This window comes from Pseudomonas sp. LBUM1648 (assembly GCF_059716145.1).
Genome location: NZ_CP166808.1, coordinates 3,727,949 through 3,745,891 on the forward strand (window position 1 = coordinate 3,727,949; position 17,943 = coordinate 3,745,891).

The 17,943-nt window shown below is 60.5% G+C and carries 16 protein-coding genes; 10 read left to right on the forward strand and 6 right to left on the reverse strand.

Annotated features, from left to right (window positions below; translation table 11 throughout):
• Nucleotides 1-89: 89 nt before the first annotated feature.
• Genes ACA043_RS16910 through ACA043_RS16920 form a run of 3 tightly spaced genes read right to left on the reverse strand, consistent with a single transcriptional unit; the run spans nt 90 to nt 4,048 of the window.
• A complete protein-coding gene (locus ACA043_RS16910) occupies nt 90-1,670 on the reverse strand; it encodes an aldehyde dehydrogenase (NADP(+)) (RefSeq protein WP_497657482.1) in 1,581 nt (526 codons plus the stop codon).
• A gap of 9 nt (nt 1,671-1,679) precedes the next feature.
• Entirely contained in the window at nt 1,680-2,672 is a 993-nt protein-coding gene (gene araD1 / locus ACA043_RS16915; protein WP_497657483.1) for an AraD1 family protein, read from the reverse strand.
• 53 nt (nt 2,673-2,725) lie between these two features.
• Nucleotides 2,726-4,048, reverse strand: a complete 1,323-nt coding sequence (locus ACA043_RS16920; RefSeq protein WP_497614351.1) for an MFS transporter — start codon at nt 4,046-4,048, stop codon at nt 2,726-2,728.
• Nucleotides 4,049-4,242: 194 nt separating this feature from the next.
• Between ACA043_RS16920 and ACA043_RS16925 the strand changes: the two genes are divergently transcribed.
• Together ACA043_RS16925 and ACA043_RS16930 are read left to right on the forward strand one after the other, a co-directional pair.
• On the forward strand, nt 4,243-5,979 hold the full coding sequence (locus ACA043_RS16925; RefSeq protein ID WP_187678622.1) for an IlvD/Edd family dehydratase: 1,737 nt from the start codon (nt 4,243-4,245) through the stop codon (nt 5,977-5,979).
• Between the two features lie 187 nt (nt 5,980-6,166).
• The gene (locus tag ACA043_RS16930; protein ID WP_016984384.1) at nt 6,167-6,886 is read left to right on the forward strand and encodes a FadR/GntR family transcriptional regulator; all 720 of its coding nucleotides are present in this window, start codon (nt 6,167-6,169) and stop codon (nt 6,884-6,886) included.
• Between the two features lie 76 nt (nt 6,887-6,962).
• Here ACA043_RS16930 and ACA043_RS16935 read toward each other — a convergent pair whose 3' ends face one another.
• Nucleotides 6,963-9,347, reverse strand: coding sequence for an efflux RND transporter permease subunit (locus ACA043_RS16935; protein WP_187678623.1), 2,385 nt, complete (start codon nt 9,345-9,347; stop codon nt 6,963-6,965).
• Nucleotides 9,344-10,387 carry a WD40/YVTN/BNR-like repeat-containing protein gene (locus ACA043_RS16940; protein ID WP_401267044.1) on the reverse strand — a complete coding sequence of 348 codons (1,044 nt, stop codon included), beginning with the start codon at nt 10,385-10,387 and terminating at the stop codon, nt 9,344-9,346. The genes ACA043_RS16935 and ACA043_RS16940 overlap by 4 nt, the downstream gene beginning before the upstream one ends.
• 461 nt (nt 10,388-10,848) lie before the next feature.
• Between ACA043_RS16940 and ACA043_RS16945 the strand changes: the two genes are divergently transcribed.
• The 7 genes from ACA043_RS16945 to ACA043_RS16975 all read left to right on the forward strand — a co-directional run bounded on the left by ACA043_RS16945 (nt 10,849) and on the right by ACA043_RS16975 (nt 16,170).
• Nucleotides 10,849-11,439 (forward strand): amino acid synthesis family protein, encoded by a 591-nt coding sequence (locus tag ACA043_RS16945; RefSeq protein ID WP_401267042.1) that lies wholly within the window; start codon nt 10,849-10,851, stop codon nt 11,437-11,439.
• Nucleotides 11,440-11,470: 31 nt separating this feature from the next.
• Nucleotides 11,471-12,304 carry an alpha/beta fold hydrolase gene (locus ACA043_RS16950; RefSeq protein ID WP_401267039.1) on the forward strand — a complete coding sequence of 278 codons (834 nt, stop codon included), beginning with the start codon at nt 11,471-11,473 and terminating at the stop codon, nt 12,302-12,304.
• Nucleotides 12,301-13,782, forward strand: coding sequence for an aldehyde dehydrogenase (locus ACA043_RS16955; protein WP_497657484.1), 1,482 nt, complete (start codon nt 12,301-12,303; stop codon nt 13,780-13,782). Before ACA043_RS16950 ends, ACA043_RS16955 begins: the two co-directional genes overlap by 4 nt.
• Nucleotides 13,783-13,794: 12 nt before the next feature.
• Nucleotides 13,795-14,280, forward strand: coding sequence for a flavin reductase family protein (locus tag ACA043_RS16960; RefSeq protein WP_401267036.1), 486 nt, complete (start codon nt 13,795-13,797; stop codon nt 14,278-14,280).
• A 124-nt stretch (nt 14,281-14,404) separates the two neighbouring features.
• Complete coding sequence (locus ACA043_RS16965) at nt 14,405-14,794, forward strand: carboxymuconolactone decarboxylase family protein (protein WP_095125671.1); 390 nt, start codon at nt 14,405-14,407, stop codon at nt 14,792-14,794.
• 58 nt (nt 14,795-14,852) lie between these two features.
• Nucleotides 14,853-15,605: a GntR family transcriptional regulator gene (locus ACA043_RS16970; RefSeq protein ID WP_187678628.1), complete on the forward strand. Its 753-nt coding sequence runs from the start codon at nt 14,853-14,855 to the stop codon at nt 15,603-15,605.
• Nucleotide 15,606: 1 nt separating this feature from the next.
• Nucleotides 15,607-16,170, forward strand: coding sequence for an NUDIX hydrolase (locus ACA043_RS16975; RefSeq protein ID WP_187678629.1), 564 nt, complete (start codon nt 15,607-15,609; stop codon nt 16,168-16,170).
• Here the strand turns inward: ACA043_RS16975 and ACA043_RS16980 are convergent, their stop codons facing one another.
• Nucleotides 16,171-16,464, reverse strand: coding sequence for a DUF1330 domain-containing protein (locus ACA043_RS16980; protein WP_187678630.1), 294 nt, complete (start codon nt 16,462-16,464; stop codon nt 16,171-16,173). It abuts the gene before it with no gap.
• 68 nt (nt 16,465-16,532) lie between these two features.
• Between ACA043_RS16980 and ribBA the strand changes: the two genes are divergently transcribed.
• Nucleotides 16,533-17,642, forward strand: coding sequence for a bifunctional 3,4-dihydroxy-2-butanone-4-phosphate synthase/GTP cyclohydrolase II (gene ribBA, locus ACA043_RS16985; RefSeq protein ID WP_401267025.1), 1,110 nt, complete (start codon nt 16,533-16,535; stop codon nt 17,640-17,642).
• Nucleotides 17,643-17,943: the final 301 nt, after the last annotated feature.

Below are 17,943 nucleotides of genomic sequence, written 5' to 3' on the forward strand. Positions count from 1 at the left end.
CGCGATGGCGGTGTGTCAGTTAACAGAGAGGTCGACTGAATGACCGCGATCGCGAGCAGGCTCACTCCTACAGGTAATGACGGCGTGAGTTACAGAGCATCGCGCGACGGTTTGCCGTCGACCAGTCGCTGGATACGCAGCGGATTGGCGTTTTTCAGCGGCTCGGGCAGCAAGCTGTCGGGGTAATTCTGGAAGCACACCGGGCGCAGGAAGCGGTCGATGGCGAGTGTGCCGACGGAAGTGCCGCGCGCATCGGACGTCGCTGGATATGGCCCGCCATGCACCATCGAATCACACACTTCTACACCAGTCGGATAACCGTTGAGCAGAATTCGTCCGACCTTTTGTTCCAGCAACGGCGTCAGCTCCGCGAACTGCTCAAAGTCCGCCGGCTCGCCGATGATGGTCGCAGTGAGCTGGCCATGCAGCCCATTGAGCGCAGTGCTGAGCTGCGCCTGATCAGCGACCTCGATAATCACCGTGGTCGGGCCAAACACTTCTTCCTGCAGCACTTCATCGCCATCGATCAACAGGCTGACATCAGCCTTGAACAACTGCGGCTGGGCCTGATTGCCCTGCTGTGGATGACCGGCCAGATGCTCGATGCCGGAATGCGCCAGGAGTTTCTGCAAGCCTTTGCCGTAACTGCCGAGGGTGCCGGCGTTGAGCATGGTTTGCGCCGGCTGATCGCCGATCAGCCCGGCGACCTGTTGCACGAACGCAGTGAATTGCGGCGAGCGGATACCTATGACCAGGCCCGGATTGGTACAGAACTGACCGCAGCCCTGCACCACCGATGCGGTGAGGTCACGAGCCACGGTTTCCGAACGCGCAGCCAACGCCTGGGGCAGGACGATCACCGGGTTGATGCTCGACATCTCGGCAAACACCGGAATCGGTTGCGGGCGAGCAGCGGCCATGTCGCACAACGCCCGACCGCCCTTGAGCGAGCCGGTGAAGCCCACCGCCTGAATCGCCGGATGCTTGACCAGCCACTCGCCGACGCCACCGCCGTAGACCATGTTGAACACGCCAGCCGGCATCTCGGTTTTTTCCGCCGCGCGAATCAGCGCATCGGCGACCAGTTCAGCCGTGGCCATGTGGCCACTGTGGGCCTTGAACACCACCGGGCAACCGGCCGCCAGTGCCGAAGCGGTGTCGCCGCCTGCGGTGGAGAACGCCAACGGAAAGTTGCTCGCACCAAACACGGCAACCGGGCCGAGGCCGATGCGGTACTGACGCAGATCCGGACGCGGCAATGGCTGACGATCCGGCAGCGGCAGGTCGATGCGCGCGCCATAGAAATCGCCACGGCGCAGCACTTTGGCAAACAGGCGCATCTGGCCGCTGGTGCGACCGCGCTCGCCCTGGATACGCCCGGCCGGCAGCGCGGTTTCGCGGCAGACTACAGCAACGAAATCATCACCAAGCGCGTCCAGCTCATCGGCAATCGCATCAAGGAACTGCGCGCGACGCTCAGCGCTGAGGCTGCGATAAGCCGGGTACGCGGCAGCGGCGGCCTTGGCGGCGGCGTCGACTTCCTGCTCGGTGGCCTGAATGAAATCGTGGGGCAGTTGCTCCCCCGTCGAGGCGTCAACGCTGTGCAGTTTGACGTTGCCGGCAGCGCTGCGCTGACCGCCGATGTAGTTGTGACCGAGAATCTGAGTCATGGGATCTCCTTAAAGGGTGCCGATGCTGCCCGGTTCGAAAGCCGCTTCGACCGGAGCAATGCCGTTGACCAGTGGCGCGCCGAATTCGGCCTGACTGATTTCAAACACATCACCCGGCTGAGTGCGGATGCCATCGGCGAACGACAGCGTCGCGGTGCCGAAGAAATGAATGTGCACGTCGCCGGGACGCAAAAACTGGCTGTACTTGAAGTGGTGGTATTCGAGGTTCGCCAGGCTGTGGCACATGTTGGCCTCGCCGCTGAGGAACTCGTTCTGCCACAACACTTCACCGTTACGCAGGATGCGACTGGTGCCTGCAAGGTGTTGGGGTAGCTCACCGACGCGAAGTTCCGGGCCATAACTGCAACTGCGCAATTTCGAGTGGGCCAGGTACAGGTAATTCTTGCGTTCCATGACGTGGTCGGAGAACTCGTTGCCGACCGCGAAACCCAGGCGGTAAGGCTTGCCGTCGTGACCGATGATGTACAGGCCGGCCATCTCCGGCTCTTCGCCAGCGTCTTCGGCAAATGGCGGCAGCGGGAACGATTGGCCCGGACGCACGACGATGCTGCCGTCGCCCTTGTAGAACCATTCGGGCTGAACACCGGCCTGCCCTGTTGCTGGTTTACCGCCCTCCACGCCCCACTTGAAGATGCGCATGGTGTCGGTCATCGCCGCTTCGTCGCCGGCCTGCTGGTGCATTTTGTCCCGCGCCGAGGCGCTGCCCAGATGGGTCAGGCCAGTGCCGCTGACCAGCAGGTGCGCGGGGTCCGGGTGATCGAGCGGCGGCAGGATGCGCAGGTCTTTGAGCAATTGCGCATAGTCATGACTGTTGCCCAGGCCGAGGGTTTGTACTTGCTGCTCCAGAGTGCCGCCAGCTTCGATGGCGGCCAGCGCCAGATCGCGTGTGGTGCGAGCGTCTTGTACTTCGCGCACCAGACCGTCCTCGACCACGCCGACGCGGCGCTCGCCGTTGCTTAATTCGAATTGCACCAGATGCATATTTTTCTCCTATTCATCAAAAACACCGCAGATCCCTTGTAGGAGTGAGCCATTCAGGTTCGGGTCGCGCCGCGTGCACTGGCAGCGAACTGGTCGACCGGCAGCACGTGTTTGCGCTCAAGCACGCGGTAGACGATCCCTGTGAGAATCAAGCCGAACACCATCACGCCCGACAGGAAGTACAACCCCGACGCCAGATTCCCGGTGTACTCCTTCAACGCCCCGATCACGAACGGTCCGATGTAGCCACCGAGATTGCCCACAGAATTGATCAACGCGATCCCCGCCGCCGCACTCGCGCCGGCAAAGAACCGCCCCGGCAAGGTCCAGAACACCGCCGTGCAGGAAAACAGCGCGAACGCCACCAGACACAGCGCTGCCAGTTGCGCCACCGGCAGCGACAGCCAGGCACTCAGGAACAGACCAATAGCGCCCAGCACATACAGCACCGCCAGATGGCCATAGCGATCGTTCAAGCGGTCGGAACTGCGCGGAACGATCAGCAAACCGATGATCCCGAAGATGTACGGCACCGACGACACGAAACCGGTCACCAGATCAGTGCCGCCAAACTGTTTGATCAAGGTCGGCAGCCACAGGCCCAGGCCATAAATGCTCAGGGTCACCGGCAGATAAAACAGCGCCAGCAGCAACACACGCTTGTCTTTGAGCGCATGCAGCGGATTGCCATGGCGGGTCTGGCCGTATTCCTGCAGATCCTTTTTCAGTTCGCCGGTCAGCCAGTCCTTCTCGGCCTGATCCATCCATTTCACTTGTTGCGGGCCATCCGGCAGCCAACGCAGCACCGGCCAGGTCAGCAGGATCGCCGGGGTGCCGATGACGATGAACAGCCACTGCCAGCCGTGCAGACCGAGGATGCCGTCCATGCCCAGCAAACCGCCGGACACCGGGCCAGTAATCATCATCGCGATGGGTTGGGAGAGGATAAACAGCCCGAGGATCTTGCCGCGATGGCGCACCGGGAACCATTGGGTGATGTAGTAGAGAACGCCGGGGAAGAAGCCCGCCTCCGCCGCGCCGAGCAGAAAGCGCATCACGTAGAAACTGTGCGGGCCCTGGACGAACGCCATGCCGATGGTAATGGCGCCCCAGGTGATCATGATCCGCGCGAACCAGCGCCGCGCGCCGAAGCGTTCGAGCATCAGGTTGCTGGGAATCTCGAGAAGAAAATAGCCGATGAAAAACAGCCCGGCGCCCAAGCCATAAGCCGCATCACCAATGCCGATGTCAGCGCCCATGTGCAGCTTGGCGAAGCCGACGGCAGAGCGATCCACATAGGCGATCAGGTACAGCAGGATCAGGAAGGGAATCAGTTTCAGTGTAATGCGACGAATAAGCCGCAACTCCTGGCTCATGGGATCGGTCTCCGATTGTTGTTTTTATAGAACCTCGGGGGACGCCTCTCGCGGAAAATCGCCAGGGCCATCCCTCCGTCGAAAACGACTATATAGTAATACTATTTACCCAACAACCACTTCCAAAGCGGCAAATTTGCGCTTATGTTAGGCCTTAGCTCGAACACTATAGTCATACAATAAGAGAATCGATCATGTCTGAGAAGAAACCCACCCTGCGCTCGGCCCAATGGTTTGGCACTGCCGACAAGAACGGCTTCATGTACCGCAGCTGGATGAAGAATCAGGGCATCGCCGACCACCAGTTTCATGGCAAGCCGATCATCGGCATCTGCAATACCTGGTCGGAACTGACCCCGTGCAACGCGCATTTCCGCCAGATCGCGGAGCACGTCAAACGCGGGGTGATCGAGGCCGGTGGCTTCCCGGTGGAATTCCCGGTGTTCTCCAACGGCGAATCGAACCTGCGCCCGACCGCCATGCTCACCCGCAACCTGGCGAGCATGGACGTTGAGGAAGCGATTCGCGGCAACCCGATTGACGGTGTGGTGCTGCTGACCGGTTGCGATAAAACCACCCCGGCGCTGCTGATGGGCGCAGCCAGCTGCGACGTACCGGCCATCGTCGTCACTGGCGGCCCGATGCTCAATGGCAAGCACAAGGGCAAGGACATTGGTTCCGGCACCGTGGTCTGGCAGCTCAGCGAGCAGGTCAAGGCCGGCACGATCACCATCGATGATTTCCTCGCGGCCGAGGGCGGCATGTCGCGCTCAGCAGGCACCTGCAACACCATGGGCACCGCGTCGACCATGGCGTGCATGGCGGAAGCACTGGGCACTTCCCTGCCCCATAACGCGGCTATTCCGGCGGTGGATGCGCGGCGATACGTGCTGGCGCACATGTCCGGCATGCGTGCGGTGGAGATGGTTCGTGAGGATTTGAAACTGTCGAAGATCCTGACCAAGGAAGCCTTCGAAAACGCCATTCGCGTCAACGCTGCCATCGGCGGTTCGACCAACGCGGTGATTCACTTGAAGGCCATTGCCGGACGCATCGGCGTCGAGCTGGATCTGGATGACTGGACGCGCATCGGTCGCGGCATGCCGACCATCGTCGACCTGCAACCGTCCGGACGTTTCCTGATGGAAGAGTTCTACTACGCCGGTGGGTTGCCTGCCGTGCTGCGCCGCCTCGGGGAGGCCAATCTGATCCCCAATCCGAATGCACTGACGGTCAACGGCAAGTCCATCGGCGAGAACACCAAAGACGCGCCGATCTACGGTGAGGACGAAGTGATCCGCACCCTCGACAATCCGATTCGCGCCGACGGCGGCATCTGTGTGTTACGCGGCAATCTGGCGCCGCTCGGCGCTGTGCTCAAACCGTCTGCTGCCACGCCCGAGCTGATGCAGCATCGCGGGCGTGCAGTGGTGTTCGAGAACTTCGACATGTACAAGGCGCGGATCAATGACCCGGAACTGGATGTCGATGCCAACTCGATTCTGGTCATGAAAAACTGTGGGCCGAAGGGTTATCCGGGCATGGCCGAAGTCGGCAACATGGGTTTGCCGGCCAAGCTGTTGGCCCAAGGCGTGACGGATATGGTGCGCATTTCCGATGCACGGATGAGCGGCACCGCTTACGGCACCGTGGTGTTGCACGTCGCGCCGGAAGCCGCTGCGGGTGGGCCTTTGGCGACGGTGAAGGAAGGCGACTGGATCGAACTCGATTGCGCCACTGGCCGGTTGCACCTGGATATTCCGGATGCCGAGCTGGCGGCGCGCATGGCTGACCTGCAACCGCCGCAGCAACTGTTGGTGGGTGGTTATCGTCAGTTGTACATCGATCATGTGTTGCAGGCGGATCAGGGCTGTGATTTCGACTTCCTGGTCGGCTGCCGTGGGGCTGAAGTACCGCGTCACTCCCACTGACAACACAATTCCCCTGTGGGAGCGAGCCTGCTCGCGAAGAGGGAGTGTCAGTCGACACCTATTTGACTGATATACCGCCTTCGCGAGCAGGCTCGCTCCCACATTTGATTTCTGTGTCTGCCTCAAGATTGTCTGGTGCCTGCTATGATGCGCGGCATCTCCATCGCTCAGGATCGCGCCGCTCCCCATGGATTACCGCAAACCTTCCGACCGCAAAAGCATGCACTCGCGCATCGTCCAGGAACTGGGCATGCAGATCGTCTCCGGACGCTTCAAGCCCGACGACAAACTGCCCGCCGAAGCCTTGTTGTGCGAGGAATACGCGGTCAGCCGGCCGGTATTGCGCGAAGCCACACGGGTGTTGGTGGCCAAGGGACTGGTGTACTCCAAGCCGCGGGTGGGCACGGTGGTCAAGGCGCGCCGCGAATGGCACATGCTCGACCCGGACGTGCTGCACTGGCTGATGCAAAGCAGCCCGCAGAATGAATTCTTCAATGTGCTGACCAGCGTGCGCAGCATCATCGAACCGGCCGCCGCTGCCCTCGCCGCTCAGCATGCGACTGATGCCGACATTGCCGCCATCGGTGAGGCTTACCAACGCATGGAAGCTGCGCCGACGCCGGAAGCCCTGCTGCAACCGGATCTGGATTTTCACAGTCGGATTGCCGATGCGACCCACAACGACTTGCTGGCGAATCTGTGCAACATGCTCTCGGTGGCGATTGCCGAGGCGTTGAAGCATTCGAATCAGCGACCGAATCTGCATGAGCTGGCGTTGCCACGGCACAAGGCGATTTTGACGGCTATTGAAAATCGGGATGCCCTCGGCGCCCGGCATGCGACGCTCGTGCAACTCGATGATGCCCGCAGTGCGTTGAGTGTCGTGCTTGGCACTGAACTTTCTTAGGGCAAAGTCAAAAGATCTTGACCCACAAAAAAGCCGCAACCCTTGGGTTGCGGCTTTGTCATTTCAGGCACTCAACTCAGTGAGCAAACAACGAATTCCCCTTCTGCCCCGCCAGTTTCTCCGGCTTGATCAGGAACTTCGCCAGTGCCGGCAGTAGCCACAGCGCACCGAACATGTTCCATAGCAGCATGAAGGTCAGCATCAGGCCCATGTCGGCCTGAAACTTGATCGCCGAGAAGATCCAGGTGCACACGCCGATGGCCAGGCACAGACCGGTGAACAGCACCGCTTTACCGGTGGACTTCAGGGTCTGGTAATAGGCTTCCTGCAACGGCAGGCCGGCCCGCAGGAAACTTTCCAGACGGCTGTAGATGTAGATGCCGTAGTCAACGCCAATCCCCACGCCGAGCGCCACCACTGGCAAGGTCGCGACTTTGACGCCGATGCCCATGAACGCCATCAGCGCGTTGCCCAGTACCGAGGTCAGCACCAGCGGCAGGACGATGCACAAAGTCGCCGCCCACGAACGGAAGGTGATCATGCACATCACCGCCACGCAGATGTACACCAGAATCAGGATGGTCAGCTCAGCCTGTTTGATGACTTCGTTGGTGGCCGCTTCGATCCCGGCATTACCGGCAGCAAGGATGAATTCCAGACCGTCCTTGTTGTTGTCCTTGGCGAATTCCTGCACCGCCTGCACCGCACGATCAAGGGTTTCCGCCTTGTGATCGTTGAGGAACACCAGCACCGGGGCCAGCGAGCAGCTGTTGTTGTACAGACCGTCAGCGCGGGCAATCGAGTTGTTCAGCACGTCGGGGTTGCGTGACAGGGTTTCCCATTTCAGGTTGCCCTCGTTCATGCCCTTGATCATTTGCTTGGACACGGTCACCAGCGAGATCGCCGACTGCACGCCCTCGGTGTTCTGCATCTTCCACATCAGCTCATCGATGGGCGCCATGGCCTCAAAGCGTGAGCAACCTTCAGCCTTGGTCTTGACCATCACCACCAGTACGTCGGAACTGGTCGAGTAGTTGCTGATGATGAAGTTGTTGTCCTTGTTGTAGCGCGAGTCCGGACGCAACTCCGGCGCGCCCTGGTCGAGGTCGCCGATTTTCAGGTTCTGGCTGTACCAGAGGCCGCCGCCGAAGGCGATCAGCGCCAGAGCCACAGAGATGGGGGCAACTTTCGGGCTGGCAAAGTTCGACAGCAGGCGCCAGAACGGATGTTCGCGGTTTGCGTCCTTCTTGCTCTTGTCAATCGCCCGCTTGCTGATGCCGACATAGGAAATCGCTACCGGCAGCAGGATCAGGTTGGTGAACACAATCACCGCCACGCCAATGGACGCGCCGATGGCCAGTTCGCGGATCACGCCGATGTCGATGATCAGCAGCGTGATGAAACCCACCGCATCCGCCAGAATCGCGATCATCCCCGGCAGGAACAGTTGCCGGAACGTGCGCCGCGCGGCAGTCAGGGCGTTGTCCGCCTCACTGGATTGCAGGGCGATACCGTTGATCTTCTGCACGCCGTGGGAAATGCCGATGGCGAAGATCAGGAACGGCACCAGCATCGAATACGGATCGAGGCCAAAGCCGAAAAAGTGCATCAACCCCAGTTGCCAGACCACCGCCACCAGCGTCGTGCTCAACACCGCGATGGTGCTGCGCACGCAGTTGGTGAACCACAGCAGCAAAATCAGGGTGATGACGAAGGCGATGCCGAAGAACAACACCACCATCACCAGGCCATCGATCAAGTCGCCGACTTTCTTGGCGAAACCGACGATGTGAATTTTGACGTTGGGGTTCTGCGCTTCGAACTTGTTGCGGATCTTGTCTTCGAGCTCATGGGAGAACTTGCGATAGTCCAGCGCCAGCAACTTGCCCTGATCCTGCGGGTCGGGGTAGGACTCCAGCAGCGGGATGTCGACGATGCTCGATTTGAAGTCGTTGGCCACCAGACGCCCGACCTGACCGGACTTGAGCACATTGTTGCGCAGCAGATCGAGGCTGTCCTGCGAGCCGTTGTAGCTCTGCGGGATCACTTCGCCGCCGGCGAAACCCTCTTCGGTCACTTCGGTCCAGCGCACGCTCGGACTCCACAGTGACTTCAGACCGGAGCGGTCAACACCGGAGATGTAGAACACCTCGTCGTTGATCTGACGAAGGGTCTCCATGTACTCCTTGGAGAAGATGTCGCCATCGGTGGCTTCCACCGAAATACGCACGGTGTTGCCCAGGTTCGCCAGATCGTTGCGGTGCTCCATCATCTTCTCGATGAACGGATGCTGCAGCGGGATCATTTTTTCGAAACTGGTGGACGGCCGGATCAGCGTGGCCTGCCAGAACAGGAAAATGCTGACCACCAGACAGATCAGGATCACGGCCGGGCGGTTGTTGAAAATCAGACGTTCGAGGAGCGTCGCTTTTTCCTGCTGAGGAGTAATCAAGGAAGTCATAGCCCCGCCTTCTTATTGTTGATCTCGGCGCCGTTTGGCTGTGTGGTGTGGACGCCACCCTGCCCGGTCAGAATCAGGTTGCCGTCGCCGGCAGCAGTGACCGACGACAGGGAAATGCGATCCGGGCGGTTGAACACGCTGAAAGTTTCGCCGTTGTCGCTGCTGCTGATCACCGAGCCGCCGTTGCCGACGATGACGATGGAGCCGTCCTCAAGCAGCGTGGCACCGGACAAACCGAACTCCAGCGAACCGCGTGCAGCCTTCAATTCAACCTGTTCCCAGGTGCTGCCGAAATCAGTGGAGCGGTAGAGGTTGCCGCGCAAGCCGTAGGCCAGCAGCGTCTGCGGTTGCGCAGTGCCGATCACGCCGAACAGCGAGCCTTCGTAAGGGCCTTCGAGTTTTTCCCAGGTCTGGCCCCAGTCGGCGGAGCGAAACATGCTGCCCGACTCGCCGACGATAAAAAGCCCAGCGTCTTTTACCGCCGCGATGGCGTTGAGGTGGAACTGGTCTTCGTTGTCGAGGCGGTCGCTGACGTCTTCCCAGTTCTTGCCGCCATCGGTCGTTTCCAGCAGTGCGCCGTAAGCACCCACGGCGAGGCCGCTGTTGACGTCCTTGAACCAGACGTCGAGCAGCGGCGATTCGCGTTTGAGGTCCTCGAATTGCTTGGTCCAGGTCAGACCGCCGTCCTCGCTGGCGAGAATCTGCGCGTCATGGCCGACCGCCCAGCCGTGTTTGTCATCGACGAAGTAAACCGCCGTCAGCAACTGCCGGCTCGGCACCTTGGCCTGAGTCCAGGTCTTGCCCTGGTCATCGGAATAGAGAATGTGCCCGCGATCCCCGACCGCCACCAACCGTGCTCCGGCGTGGACGACATCGAGAATCAGGCTTTTCGCCGCTTTGGCGGATGCGCTGGCATAGACCACGTCGGCCGGAGCCTCGGCGGCAATCACAGGTGCCGACAACGTGGCAAAGCCCAGCAGCGCGAGTGCTGTGGTCAGCAACGCGGTGTTGCGTAACGCCGGCGGGCGGCAACGACTCATAGACCTTCCCCTATTTATTATTGTTAGGCCATTGGCCTTCAAGGGCGCCGCAAGGGTGCTCCGCCAATCGCTGGTAAGAAGCATAGTCCTCAAACCCGCAATCCAGAGCCCCTTCGGAAGCTGGCTCATCCTATCGGGCTTTAGAAACGTCTGACAATCGGCGCCACGTTATCTTTTGTTAACCAAAAGCGGCCCCTTGTAACCAAGCAATTCCCCTGTGGGAGCGAGCCTGCTCGCGAAGGCGGCGTAACAGTCACCCTCTTTGTTGGCTGACCCACCGCTTTCGCGAGCAGGCTCGCTCCCACAGGGGCCGGAGGTGATCTTTGGATTTGCGGTGGCGGGTGAATGCATGGCCATTCGCCGGATGGATAAGGCAAAACTTGCGAGGGGGACTTGCGCGATCGGTATTATGGTATACCATCAGACGCACAGACACTCTTAATCCCCCAACGGAGCAGCTCATGAGTTTCGAAATTCGCAAGATCGTCAGCTATGTCGAAGAAACCTTCATCGAAGGCGGCAGAGCCACTGATAAGCCAGTGACCATGGTCGGCCTCGCTGTCGTGATGAAAAACCCTTGGGTGGGTAACGGCTTTGTCGAAGACCTGAAACCGCAGATCCGCGCCAACTGCTCCGACCTGGGCGCCATGATGGTCGAGCGTCTGGTCGGCATCATTGGCGGTGCCGAGAAGATCGAGGCTTACGGTAAAGCGGCAGTGGTCGGTGCTGACGGCGAAATCGAACACGCCTCCGCCGTGATCCACACCCTGCGCTTTGGCAACCACTACCGCGAAGCGGTCAAGGCCAAGAGCTACCTGAGCTTCACCAACAAGCGCGGCGGCCCGGGCACTTCGATTCAGATCCCGATGATGCACAAGGACGACGAAGGTCTGCGTTCGCACTACATCACTCTGGAAATGCAGATCGAAGACGCGCCGCGTGCCGACGAAATCGTCGTGGTGCTGGGTTGCGCCGACGGTGGCCGCCTGCACCCGCGCATCGGTAACCGCTACATCGATCTGGAAGAACTGGCCGCCGAAAAAGCCCAGTAATCACAATAAAAAGGCATTGCAGGAGCGCTCCATGATTCGGCTCACCGCTGAACTAACCCCGGCGGGCACCAGTTACCTGGCGACCGGCCAAGGCCAGCCCGTGGTTTTGATCCACGGCGTGGGCCTGAATAAAGAAATGTGGGGCGGCCAGATCGTTGGCCTGTCGACCCAGTACCGGGTGATCGCCTACGACATGCTCGGCCACGGCGCCAGCCCGCGACCGGCCAGTGGCACCAACCTGCTCGGTTACGCCGATCAGTTGCTGGAGTTGCTCGATCACCTGAACCTGCCCGAGGCAGCGGTGATCGGTTTCTCCATGGGCGGGCTGGTGGCGCGGGCGTTTGCCCTGCATTACCCGCAGCGCCTGCAAAGCCTGGTGGTACTCAACAGCGTGTTCAACCGCAGTGAAGAACAGCGTGCCGGGGTCATCGCGCGCACCGCTCAGGCTGCCGAACACGGCCCGGATGCCAATGCCGAAGCGGCGCTGTCACGCTGGTTCAGCCGCGAATATCAGGCGGCCAACCCGGCGCAGATCGCCGCGATCCGCCAGACACTCGCCGGCAATGATCCGCAGGGCTACTTGACCACTTACGAATTGTTCGCCACTCAAGACATGTACCGCGTCGATGATCTGGGCAGTATTCAGGCGCCGACGCTGATCGCCACGGGTGAACTCGACCCCGGTTCGACCCCGGAAATGGCCGAGCAACTGGCCCGACGCATCCCCGGCGCGAAGGTTGCCGTGCTGCCCGAGCAACGGCATATGATGCCCGTAGAGTCCCCGCGACTGGTCAACCAGACGTTGCTGGAATTTCTCGAATTCGCACACTCCCGACAAAACCATATAAAGGGGATCGTTGCATGACACTCGCACGCTTCCAGATGTGCATCGGCGGAGAATGGGTCGATGCCCTCTCCGGCAAGACTTTCGAAAGCCTCAACCCGGCCACCGCCCAAGCCTGGGCCGAACTGCCCGATGCCGATGAGGCCGATGTCGAGCGCGCCGTTCAAGTCGCCCAACAGGCCTTCGACAGCCCCGCGTGGCGTGGCCTGACCGCCACCGCGCGCGGCAAACTGCTACGCCGCCTCGGAGACTTGATTGCTGAAAACAAAGAGCATCTGGCGCAGCTGGAAAGCCGCGACAACGGCAAGCTGATCCGCGAAACCCGCGGTCAGGTCAGCTATCTGCCGGAGTTCTTCCACTACACCGCCGGTTTGGCCGACAAGCTCGAAGGCGGCACCCTGCCGCTGGATAAGCCCGACCTGTTCGCCTACACCGTGCACGAAGCCATGGGTGTGGTTGCCGCGATCATTCCGTGGAACAGCCCGCTTTACCTGACCGCCATTAAACTGGCCCCGGCCCTCGCCGCCGGCAACACGATTGTGATCAAGCCGTCCGAGCACGCTTCAGCGACGATTCTGGAGCTGGCGCGGCTGGCCCTTGAAGCCGGGATTCCGCCGGGTGTTGTCAACGTTGTCACCGGGTACGGCCCGAGCACCGGCGCCGCTCTCACCCGCCATCCGCTGATCCGCAAGATCGCCTTCACCGGCGGTGCCGCCACCGCGCGGCATGTGGTGCGCAGCAGCGCCGAGAACTTCGCCAAGTTGTCGCTGGAACTGGGCGGCAAGTCGCCGAACATCATCTTCGCCGACGCCGATCTGGACAGCGCGATCAACGGCGCGATTGCCGGGATCTACGCCGCCTCCGGACAGAGCTGCGTGTCGGGTTCGCGTCTGTTGGTGCAGGACGAAATCTATGACGAATTCGTCAACCGACTGGTGGAACGCGCCAAACGCATCCGCATCGGCAACCCGCAGGAAGACAACAGCGAAATGGGCCCGATGGCCACCGCGCAGCAATTGGCGGTGGTTGAAGGCCTGGTCGCCGATGCCATCGCCGAAGGTGCGCGTTTGCGCACGGGCGGCAAGCGTCCTGCAAATCTCGGCGAGGGCTGGTTTTACGAGCCGACGCTGTTCGAGTGCGACCGCAACTCGATGAAAATCATGCAGGAAGAAGTCTTTGGCCCGGTGGCATCCGTCATCCGTTTCAAGGACGAAGCCGAAGCGCTGGCCATCGCCAACGACTCGCAGTTCGGCCTCGCCGCTGGCATCTGGACGCGGGATCTGGGCCGTGCCCATCGCCTGGCCAGGGATGTGCGTTCGGGGATTATCTGGGTCAACACTTACCGCGCGGTGTCGGCGATGGCACCGATCGGCGGCTTCAAGAACAGTGGCTATGGACGCGAAAGCGGCATCGATTCGGTGCTGGCCTACACCGAACTGAAAACGGTGTGGATCAATCTTTCTCAGGCGCCAATGCCTGATCCGTTTGTGATGCGCTAGGAGTCCTGCGAAATGATCGAACCCGGCATTTACAAAGACGTCATGAGTTCGTTCCCGTCCGGCGTCACGGTGGTCACCACCCTTGACCCTGCGGGCGGCATCGTCGGCATCACCGCCAGCGCCTTCAGCGCGCTGTCGATTGATCCGGCGCTGGTGCTGTTCTGCCCCAACTACGCCTCCGACACCTACCCGGTGCTGCGCGACAGCAAGCGTTTCGCGATCCATTTGCTGTCCGCCGAGCAGACCGCCGAGGCCTACGCCTTCGCCGGTAAAGGCAAGGACAAAGCCAAAGGCATCGAATGGCACTTGAGCGAACTCGGCAACCCGATCCTGGCCAAGGCCACGGCGATCATCGAGTGCGAATTGTGGCGCGAATACGATGGTGGCGATCACGCGATCATCGTCGGCGCGGTGAAGAATCTGATCCTGCCGGCGCAACCGGTGACGCCGATGATTTATCACAAGGGCAAGTTGGGCGCCCTGCCCACCCTGACCTGATTAACGCGCTCCCTGTGTAGGAGCTGCCGCAGGCTGCGATCCTTTGACTTTGATTTTTAAAGACAAGATCAAAAGATCGCAGCCTTCGGCAGCTCCTACAGGGGAATGTGTGTGAGGAGGAATGATGAATAACGAAAAGTACGAAAAAGGCCTGAAGATTCGCACCCAGGTGCTCGGCGAAGCCTACGTGCAACGTTCAATCGACAACGCCGATGACTTCACCCGCCCCCTGCAGGAAATGGTCACCGAATACTGTTGGGGCCACGTCTGGGGTCGCGAGGGCTTGTCGCTCAAGGAGCGGAGCATGATCAACCTGGCGATGATCTCGGCGCTCAACCGCCCGCACGAACTCAAGCTGCATGTGCGTGGCGCCTTGCGTAACGGCCTGAGTCGTGAGCAAATACGCGAAATTCTGCTTCAGGTCGGCATTTATTGCGGCGTCCCGGCGGCCGTGGACAGTTTCCGGCTCGCCCGTGAAGCCTTCGCCGAAGCCGACGCCGAGGCCTCCAGTTAACCCCTCGGCTGTTTTGATGCCCGTCTGGCATGGACAGCCACAGTAAAGAGCGGACCCCATGAAACGCCAGCCACTCGACGACAGCTTCAAGGTCAATCGCAACCCCGTTACCCTGCGCGAAATCGTGCTGGATAAACTGCGTAGCGCGATCATGAATTTCCAGCTCATGCCAGGGGATCGTCTGGTCGAACGCGATCTGTGTGATCGCCTGGGCGTCAGCCGCACCTCGGTTCGCGAAGCCTTGCGTCACCTGGAATCTGAAGGTCTGGTCGAGTTCGCCGATGCCAAAGGTCCACGGGTGGCGATCATCACTCTCGCCGATGCCGTCGATATCTACGAATTGCGTTGCGTGCTCGAAGGCCTGATCGTTCAGCTGTTCACCCTGCGCGCCAAAGCCAAGGACATCAAAGCCCTGGAAAAAGCCCTCGATGAGAACCGCAAGGCCCTCAAGGACGGCGAGTTGCAACAGGTGATCGACTCGGTACAAGGCTTCTACGACGTCCTGCTCGAAGGTTCGGGCAACCATGTCGCGGCCACTCAGTTGCGTCAGTTGCAGGCGCGCATCAGTTATCTGCGCGCGACCTCGGTGTCCCAGCAAAACCGTCGCGGCGCAAGCAATCAGGAAATGGAAAAAATGGTCGCGGCGATCAAGAGCGGCGATGCGCTGGCGGCGCATCAGGCGTGCGTCGATCACGTGCGTGCCGCCGCTGCTGTCGCCCTCGACTACCTCAAGCGCAAACAGGAAGAAACAGGCGACGTGCCTGCGATCACCCTGCCCATCGCGCTGAAAGAACCCCGTATAGGTCACTGACATGTCCAGCCCGAGCTATTGCCCGAAATGCGGTGGCCCTGACCTCGGTCAGCAGGTGCCGCCGGGCGATACGCACGAGCGCCTGATGTGCCGCGGCTGCGGCTACATTCACTACGTCAATCCGAAGATCATCGCCGGCTGCATCATCGAGCAGGACGGCAAATACCTCTTGTGCCAACGGGCGATCCCTCCGCGTCCGGGCACCTGGACGCTGCCAGCCGGTTTCATGGAAAGCGGCGAGACCACCGAAGAGGCGGCCTTGCGTGAAGTCTGGGAAGAAAGCGGCGTGCGTGCAGAAATCGTCTCGCCGTATTCGATCTTCAGCGTGCCGAAGATCAGCGAGGTGTACATCATCTTCCGCGCCATCGCCCTGGAGATTACCGGCCAGTACGGCCCGGAAACCCTCGACTACAAATTCTTCGCCCCCGAAGACATCCCGTGGGAGCAGATCTACTACCCGGCGATCCGGCAGATCCTCGAACGCTATATCGAGGAACGCCAGGCCGGGGTGTATGGGATCTACATGGGCAATGATGACAGCGGCAAGATCCACTTCATCCGCTGATTACGGCGCCATGCCTTCGACAATGATGATTTCCGCCCTCGCCCATTCCTCGCGATAACGCTTCGCCTCTTGATACGCCGCCGAGCGGTAGCAGGCGACCGCTTGCTCGTAGCTATCGAACTCGATCACCACGCTGCGCTGTGGCGTCTTGCGCCCTTCCATCGCTTCGCTGCGCCCGCCTCTGGCCAGAAACCGCCCGCCAAACTCAGCGAACGCCTTGGGCGCGCGCTGGGTGTATTGGCTGTATTGGTCAGGATCGGTGATGTCTACGTGAGCAATCCAGTACGCCTTCATAGTGACCTCTTTGTTGATTTTGTATTATGGTATACCAATATATTTCCAACGAACCCTGAGAGTCCAGCATGGCCTTCAACAGCATCGAAGAAATCATCGAAGATTATCGCCTCGGCAAAATGGTTCTGCTGGTCGATGACGAAGACCGGGAAAACGAAGGCGACCTGTTACTCGCCGCTGATTGTTGCACGCCCGAGGCGATCAGCTTCATGGCGCGTGAGGCACGCGGGCTGATTTGCCTTACGTTGACAGACGAACACTGCCAGCGTTTGGGTCTTGAGCAAATGGTGCCAAGCAATGGCAGCGTTTTCAGCACCGCGTTCACTGTGTCGATTGAAGCGGCAGTTGGCGTCACCACCGGGATTTCCGCCGCCGATCGTGCCTGCACGGTCGCCGCCGCCGTGGCCAAAGACGCCCGCGCCGAAGATCTGGTGCAACCCGGGCATATCTTTCCGCTGCGCGCCAAGGAAGGTGGCGTGTTGACCCGCGCCGGTCACACCGAGGCCGGTTGCGATCTGGCCAGGCTGGCCGGTTTCACCCCGGCGTCGGTCATCGTCGAAGTGATGAACGACGACGGCACCATGGCCCGTCGCCCGGATCTGGAAGTCTTCGCGCGCAAGCACGGGATCAAGATCGGCACCATCGCCGACCTGATCCACTATCGCCTGAGTACCGAACACACCATCGAACGTATTGGCGAACGTGAGCTGCCGACGGTGCATGGCACTTTCCGTTTGATCACTTTCGAAGACCGTATCGAAGGTGGGGTTCACATGGCGATGGTCATGGGCGATCTACGCCGTGAGCATCCAACGCTGGTGCGCGTGCATGTGATCGATCCGCTGCGAGATCTGGTCGGCGCCGAATACAGCGGGCCGACAAACTGGACGCTGTGGGCGGCGTTGCAACGGGTCGCGGCCGAGGGCCATGGAGTTGTCGTGGTGCTGGCCAATCATGAATCGTCGCAGGCGTTGCTGGAGCGGGTGCCGCAACTGACGCAGCCGCCACGGCAGTTCAGTCGGTCGCAGTCACGGATTTATTCGGAGGTGGGGACCGGAGCGCAGATTCTGCAGAACCTTGGGGTTGGCAAACTGCGGCACCTTGGGCCGCCCCTCAAGTACGCCGGCCTGACCGGGTATGACCTGGAAGTGGTCGAGAGTATCCCCTACACCGAATAACCCACAGTTATCGATGAGCCCCTGTGGTGAGGGGATTTATCCCCGTTGGGCTGCGAAGCGGCCCCAAATCCTGCCAACGCGATCCTTCAGGAATAGCGCGTTTTCCGCTTTCAGGGCTGCTCCGCAGCCCAACGGGGATAAATCCCCTCGCCACAATTTCATCCACTGCACATTTTCGGTGCCCCCCAAAAAACTACTTCGCCAGATAACCGGTAAGGCAAAGTGCTTGCACAAAGTTTGGAATACCATAATATGATATTCCATAGACCGGACACTCCCACGAACGTCCATCTACTGCTCC

Excerpts from the sequence above, each read along its gene's own strand:
- ACA043_RS16910 (WP_497657482.1), bottom strand. The coding sequence starts at position 1,670 with ATGACTCAGATTCTCGGTCACAACTACATCGGCGGTCAGCGCAGCGCT.
- araD1 (WP_497657483.1), bottom strand. The coding sequence starts at position 2,672 with ATGCATCTGGTGCAATTCGAATTAAGCAACGGCGAGCGCCGCGTCGGC.
- ACA043_RS16920 (WP_497614351.1), bottom strand. The coding sequence starts at position 4,048 with ATGAGCCAGGAGTTGCGGCTTATTCGTCGCATTACACTGAAACTGATT.
- ACA043_RS16925 (WP_187678622.1), top strand. The coding sequence starts at position 4,243 with ATGTCTGAGAAGAAACCCACCCTGCGCTCGGCCCAATGGTTTGGCACT.
- ACA043_RS16930 (WP_016984384.1), top strand. The coding sequence starts at position 6,167 with ATGGATTACCGCAAACCTTCCGACCGCAAAAGCATGCACTCGCGCATC.
- ACA043_RS16935 (WP_187678623.1), bottom strand. The coding sequence starts at position 9,347 with ATGACTTCCTTGATTACTCCTCAGCAGGAAAAAGCGACGCTCCTCGAA.
- ACA043_RS16940 (WP_401267044.1), bottom strand. The coding sequence starts at position 10,387 with ATGAGTCGTTGCCGCCCGCCGGCGTTACGCAACACCGCGTTGCTGACC.
- ACA043_RS16945 (WP_401267042.1), top strand. The coding sequence starts at position 10,849 with ATGAGTTTCGAAATTCGCAAGATCGTCAGCTATGTCGAAGAAACCTTC.
- ACA043_RS16950 (WP_401267039.1), top strand. The coding sequence starts at position 11,471 with ATGATTCGGCTCACCGCTGAACTAACCCCGGCGGGCACCAGTTACCTG.
- ACA043_RS16955 (WP_497657484.1), top strand. The coding sequence starts at position 12,301 with ATGACACTCGCACGCTTCCAGATGTGCATCGGCGGAGAATGGGTCGAT.
- ACA043_RS16960 (WP_401267036.1), top strand. The coding sequence starts at position 13,795 with ATGATCGAACCCGGCATTTACAAAGACGTCATGAGTTCGTTCCCGTCC.
- ACA043_RS16965 (WP_095125671.1), top strand. The coding sequence starts at position 14,405 with ATGAATAACGAAAAGTACGAAAAAGGCCTGAAGATTCGCACCCAGGTG.
- ACA043_RS16970 (WP_187678628.1), top strand. The coding sequence starts at position 14,853 with ATGAAACGCCAGCCACTCGACGACAGCTTCAAGGTCAATCGCAACCCC.
- ACA043_RS16975 (WP_187678629.1), top strand. The coding sequence starts at position 15,607 with ATGTCCAGCCCGAGCTATTGCCCGAAATGCGGTGGCCCTGACCTCGGT.
- ACA043_RS16980 (WP_187678630.1), bottom strand. The coding sequence starts at position 16,464 with ATGAAGGCGTACTGGATTGCTCACGTAGACATCACCGATCCTGACCAA.
- ribBA (WP_401267025.1), top strand. The coding sequence starts at position 16,533 with ATGGCCTTCAACAGCATCGAAGAAATCATCGAAGATTATCGCCTCGGC.